Source organism: Roseateles sp., from assembly GCF_036486225.1.
Taxonomy (GTDB): domain Bacteria; phylum Pseudomonadota; class Gammaproteobacteria; order Burkholderiales; family Burkholderiaceae_C; genus Roseateles.
On sequence record NZ_DASVNZ010000165.1, the window covers coordinates 1 to 4,856 of the forward strand.

Below are 4,856 nucleotides of genomic sequence, written 5' to 3' on the forward strand. Positions count from 1 at the left end.
GAGGCGCTGCGGATCATCGCCCGCATCTCGTCGCCGAAATCGTGACCCAGCCACGCCCGCGTCCACACCGCGCGCGCGGCCTGCTCGATGGCCTGCACCGCCGGCCCGCCGACGCTGACGGCGAAGTCCAGCCGCGGCATCTCGGTGCGCCCGTGGTGCAGGTCCACGCGATCGTCGATCACGTTGATGCCGCCGACGAATCCCACGCGGCCGTCGACCACGCAGAGCTTCTGATGCAGACGCCGCAGCTGCCCGGGATGCAGCCAGTTCCACCAGCGGTCGATCGGACGGAACACCGCCAGCGCGACCGGCGCGCCCTCGAGCTGCGCCCGCAGCCACGCCAGGCTGCCCTTGGAGCCGAAGCCGTCGACGACCACCCTCACCCTCACGCCGCGCAACGCCGCGCGCTTCAAGGCCTCGACGGTCGCGGCGCCGGCCTCGTCGTCATGGAAGATGTAGGTCGCGAGCCAGACCTCGTGCTCGGCCTGGTCGATCGCCTCGATCTGCGCCGGGAACAGCGCGTCGCCGCCGCACAGCAGCCGCACCGCATTGCCGCCGGTGAAGCTGGGCTGGGACCCGAGGGTCCACGGGAAGAGGGGTTCCGGCGTCCGCTTCAAGTCAGCACGAGCTCGGCGAGCAGCGGCAGGTGGTCGGACATGCGGGCCCAGGCCGGGCCGCGCGGCACTTTCATGTCGACGCAGCGCAGGCCGCGTGTGTAGATGCGATCCAGCGCGAACACCGGCACCCGCGACGGGAAGGTCGGCAGCGAACGCTTCGCGCCGGGCAGCATCGCCCGGCTCAGGCCGGTCGTCCGCATGGACTCTTCCAGCCGCTCGCCCCAGTCGTTGAAGTCACCCGCCACCACGAGCGGCGCGCCGTGCGGCACATGCTCCTCGATGAAGGCCGCGAGTTTCTGGATCTGCCTCACCCGGCTGCCGTGGATCAGCCCCAGGTGCGCGACGACCGCATGCACCTCGGTGCCCTGCCAGCGCACCGGCACGTGCAGCAGACCGCGCTGCTCGAAGCGGTGGTCCGACACGTCGTGGTGGCCGATATCTCCCAGCGGATACCGCGACAGCAGCGCGTTGCCGTGCTCGCCGTGGCGCGTGACCGCGTTGGTCCGATAGGCCACCTCGTAGCCTTCCGGCGCGAGGAATTCCGCCTGGCCCTGCTCCGGCCAGCCGAACCAGCTGCGGTCGAACTGGCGCGCCTCGCGGTGGTGGAACAGCCGGACCTCTTGAAGGAACACCAGGTCCGCGTCCAGCGCCTGCACCCCCATGCCGAGGTTGTGGATCTCCAGGCGCTTACCCAGGCCCATGCCGCGCACGCCCTTGTGGATGTTGTAGGTCGCCACGCGCAGGCGTCCCACGCTGTCGGCCGGCGAGGTGTCCGTGGTCGCCGAATTGGCCAGGGCCGCATGGCGGGGCGTGCGGCGGATCATGGCGCGGTCCTTTCGTGGCGCGCCCGCTGGGCGGGCAGCTGCAGGATGGCTTCCGCGTTGGACGGCGAGAAGCACAGGTCCGCCGCCTCGCGCCACGGCAGCCAGCGGAACGCGAGGTGTTCGCGCGGCGCCAGCGTCACCGCGGTGCCCGCCGGCACCGTCAGGCCGAAGACGTGTTCGGTGTTGCGCGTCACACCCGGCGCATAGCGGTGGCGCCAGACCGGATAGATGTCGTAGACGTTGGCCAGCGCCCAGTCGTCCAGCGCTTCCGGGGCCAGGTCTTGCGCGCGGATGCCGGTCTCCTCGAGCACCTCGCGCCGCGCGGTGTCGGCCAGGGGTTCGTCCAGCGTGTCCTTGGAGCCGGTCACGCACTGCCAGAAACCGGGCCGGTCGGCGCGTTCCAGCATCAGCACGTCCAGCGCGTCGGTGTGGATCACCACCAGCACGGATTCGGGGATCTTGTAGGCGCGCGCGGACAGCTCGGCGGAGGCCGTCTGGGCATCGGCCGGGAGCGGGGTGGCGGCGGGGGCGAGAGGCACTTCGCTCATAGCGGACAGCATATCCCAGGGTCATGGCACGGCCGGCGTGTGCCGGGCCCGGCACGCAGCCGACATGGACTCCCACACGCGCGACAAACAGCCGACACGAACGGGCGCATCGCGGCGCCCGACACGCCGGCCGACCGCGCGGGCAACGCTTGTTCACAGTCGAAGAACAACGGCGTCGGCAGATGTGCGGCAGGAAATATAGAAAGTTTGTAGAGCCGCCGCGCCCTGCCGGTCATGAGGGCATCCGCCGTGCCGCCCCCCCGGAAGAATGGCTTCCGTCGCCATCAACACCCACAACCACCAGGAGGGGTCATGACCACCGTCAACACCACCAACGGCACCGGCGCTCCGCTGGTCGCCTCCCGTCAACTCGTGAACCGCCCCAGCGGCAGCTTCGAGATCAACGCCCGGGAGTACGGCACCGTCGCCGCCGGCGCGATCGGCCTGGCACAGGCCGCCTACCAGGGCGGCGAAAACGCCGTCAGCAGCGTCGTGCACTGGAGCGAGGAAGGCCTGCAGGCGCTGGAAGACGGCGCCAAGGACCTGGGCCACGCGATCTCGACCGGCCTGTCCGAGGTGAAGGAATTCGCTGGCGACGTGAAGGACGCCGTCGCCAGCGGCACCAGCACGGTGATGAAGGAAGCCGGCGATCTCGGCAGCACCGTCGGCGGCTACCTCGCCGCGGGCGCCGTCGCCGGCAAGGCGCTGATCGACGAGATCCTCTGACCATGCGCGCCGCCGCCTTCGTCGCGATGCTGCCGCTGGCCGGCTGCTCGCTGCTGAGCCCCATGCCCAGCATCGAGCTGGCCAAGGCCACGGCCGGCATGGCAACGGTCGCGATCGGCCAGGGGCCGACGCGCGCGACGCAGACGGTGTTCCACGACGCAGCGCTGCCGGAGCGCGTCTGCATCGAATACAACCGTTCGCTCGCGCTGCCCGAGTTCGTCCCGGCGCTGATCGCCGCACTGCGCGAGCACGAGGTCCAGGCCCGCGTCTTCGAAGCCGGCGTGCGCCCCGGCGACGAGGCCTGCCCCGCCTGGGTGCACTACCAGGGCCTGCAGCAGTGGGACAGGCCGCCGCTGTCGGACCAGCTCCGGCCCTACCTCGCGCAGGCGACCCTGAGCCTGCACGACGCCGGCGGTCGCCTGATGGCCGCCAGCAGCTACCGCAGCGACGACGCGACGCTGGGCCTGGGCAAATGGGCCAGCACGCGCAACAAGCTCGAGCCGGTGGTGCGGGCGCTGCTCACGGGCTTCGAGGGCTGAGCCCGGAACAACGCGGAACAAGCGCGGAACAAGCGCGGAACAAACGCGGAACAACGCAGAACAACGACCACATCGACGAGGGATTCATGTTCAACGTTTCCATGGCCGCGCGACGCGGCGGACTGCTGCTGCTCGTGTCCGGGGGCGCGCTCCTGAGCGCCTGCGCCTCGAACGAAGCGCTGGTGCAAGGCCCGGTGCAGGTGATGCCGGCGCCTGACGGCGCCTACGTCGAGCGCGTCAACAACGGCGCCATCTATCAACCCGGCATGGCCGCGGCCTCGCTCTTCACCACCGAGCGACGCGCGCGCCAGGTCGGCGATTCGCTCAAGGTCGCGATCAGCGAGTCGCTCAGCGCCATGCAGAAGAGCAAGACCGACACCAGCCGCGACAACAAGCTCGCGGTCAAGGGGCCGGGCGGCTCCAGCAACGTCGGCATCGTCGACCGGCTGCTCAAGGCCGACGCCACCGCCGCGGGCAGCGACTCGTACAAGGGCAGCGGCGACACGGAGGCCAGCGGCAGCCTCAGCGGCCAGATGGCCGTGTCGGTGATCAACGTGCTGCCCAACGGCCACCTCGTCGTCGCCGGGGAACGCAGCATCGCGATGAACGGCGGGCTGCAGACGCTGCGCTTCTCGGGCGTGGTCAATCCGCAGGACATCCGCACCGGCAACCAGGTCCAGTCGGCGGACGTCGTCAACGCGCGCATGGAAATCGCCGGCAAGGGCGAGGTGTCCGAGGCCGCCCGGCGCAGCTGGCTGCAGCGCGTGCTGACGTCCAGTCTGGCGATCTGGTGAGCGATCCCTGGGGATCCGTGTCGACTCAGGCGAGTCGCGCGGCGAGCCGTCGCGCGAGTTCGAGAGCCTCCGACAGATCCGGGTCCGCGACATCGCCGGAAGCGCTCGACAGCCGTTCCAGCACGGCCACCAAGGCGCGCGCCTGCGCCCCCGGTTCAACCGCGTCCGACGCGGCGGCGCCTGTCTCGGCGGCGGGCAGTTGAGCGATCAGCCGCTGCAGCCAGCCGGCGAGCCGCTCGGCGCGGCTGCGGTCCGCGCGCGACCAGACCGCCCCTTCCGGGCGCTCCAGCACCAGCTCGCCGACGACCGCGCCTGACGCATGGCGCAAGGTCAGCGTCTGGGACGACCGCCCCGCACGCGCTGCAGCGCCGATGAGCGCGGGCGCGCCGCCCGCGGTCCAGCGCAGGTCCAGGGCCGTCAACGCCAGGGCTTCCAGCAGACGCGGCCGCGCCTGCTGCCATTGCGATTCGACGTCGGCGACGGTCGCCACGGCGGCACCGGATCGTCCCAGCGTCAGCAGCAGGCCTTCCGCACCGTGCGGGTCCGTGTCGAAGCGCGCGAGCTGCTCCAGCCGCGCCGGCAGCTCGGTCTGTCCGAGCGTCGCCTCCAACCGCTGTCGCTGCTGCTGGTGGTACCAGCTCGGCCCGAGCTGTTCCTGCTCCGCCATCAGTTGGCCCAGCCGGCCGTGCGCCGCCGCCTGCAGGGAGCGCGACTGGATCTCCTCGCCCAGCGCGAGCGCCTGCTGGGCGGGCGGCACGGCCTCCGTGCCGCGGCGCAGCTCGCTGATCAGCAGCAGGGTCTGCGCCTG

7 protein-coding genes are annotated in these 4,856 nt (G+C 71.3%); 3 read left to right on the forward strand and 4 right to left on the reverse strand.

Annotation, left to right across the window (positions count from 1 at the left end; translation table 11 throughout):
• The 3 genes from VF536_RS11740 to nudB form a co-directional block, all read right to left on the reverse strand.
• Positions 1-617 (reverse strand): phospholipase D-like domain-containing protein (locus VF536_RS11740; RefSeq protein WP_331615027.1); only part of this gene is annotated, 617 nt, incomplete at its 3' end.
• Positions 614-1,441, reverse strand: a complete 828-nt coding sequence (locus VF536_RS11745) for an endonuclease/exonuclease/phosphatase family protein (RefSeq protein ID WP_331615028.1) — start codon at positions 1,439-1,441, stop codon at positions 614-616. The genes VF536_RS11740 and VF536_RS11745, both read right to left, overlap by 4 nt.
• Entirely contained in the window at positions 1,438-1,989 is a 552-nt protein-coding gene (gene nudB, locus VF536_RS11750; protein ID WP_414710347.1) for a dihydroneopterin triphosphate diphosphatase, read from the reverse strand. Before nudB ends, VF536_RS11745 begins: the two co-directional genes overlap by 4 nt.
• A 312-nt stretch (positions 1,990-2,301) precedes the next feature.
• On the opposite strand from nudB, the gene VF536_RS11755 reads away from it, so the two are divergent.
• The 3 genes from VF536_RS11755 (at position 2,302) to VF536_RS11765 (ending at position 4,048) form a co-directional block, all read left to right on the forward strand.
• Positions 2,302-2,715, forward strand: coding sequence for a hypothetical protein (locus tag VF536_RS11755; protein WP_331615029.1), 414 nt, complete (start codon positions 2,302-2,304; stop codon positions 2,713-2,715).
• A gap of 2 nt (positions 2,716-2,717) precedes the next feature.
• Complete coding sequence (locus tag VF536_RS11760) at positions 2,718-3,254, forward strand: cell division protein FtsI (protein ID WP_331615030.1); 537 nt, start codon at positions 2,718-2,720, stop codon at positions 3,252-3,254.
• An 86-nt stretch (positions 3,255-3,340) separates the two neighbouring features.
• Entirely contained in the window at positions 3,341-4,048 is a 708-nt protein-coding gene (locus tag VF536_RS11765; protein WP_331615031.1) for a flagellar basal body L-ring protein FlgH, read from the forward strand.
• Between the two features lie 25 nt (positions 4,049-4,073).
• Here VF536_RS11765 and VF536_RS11770 read toward each other — a convergent pair.
• A partial coding sequence (locus VF536_RS11770) for a hypothetical protein (protein ID WP_331615032.1) occupies positions 4,074-4,856 on the reverse strand: 783 nt, incomplete at its 5' end.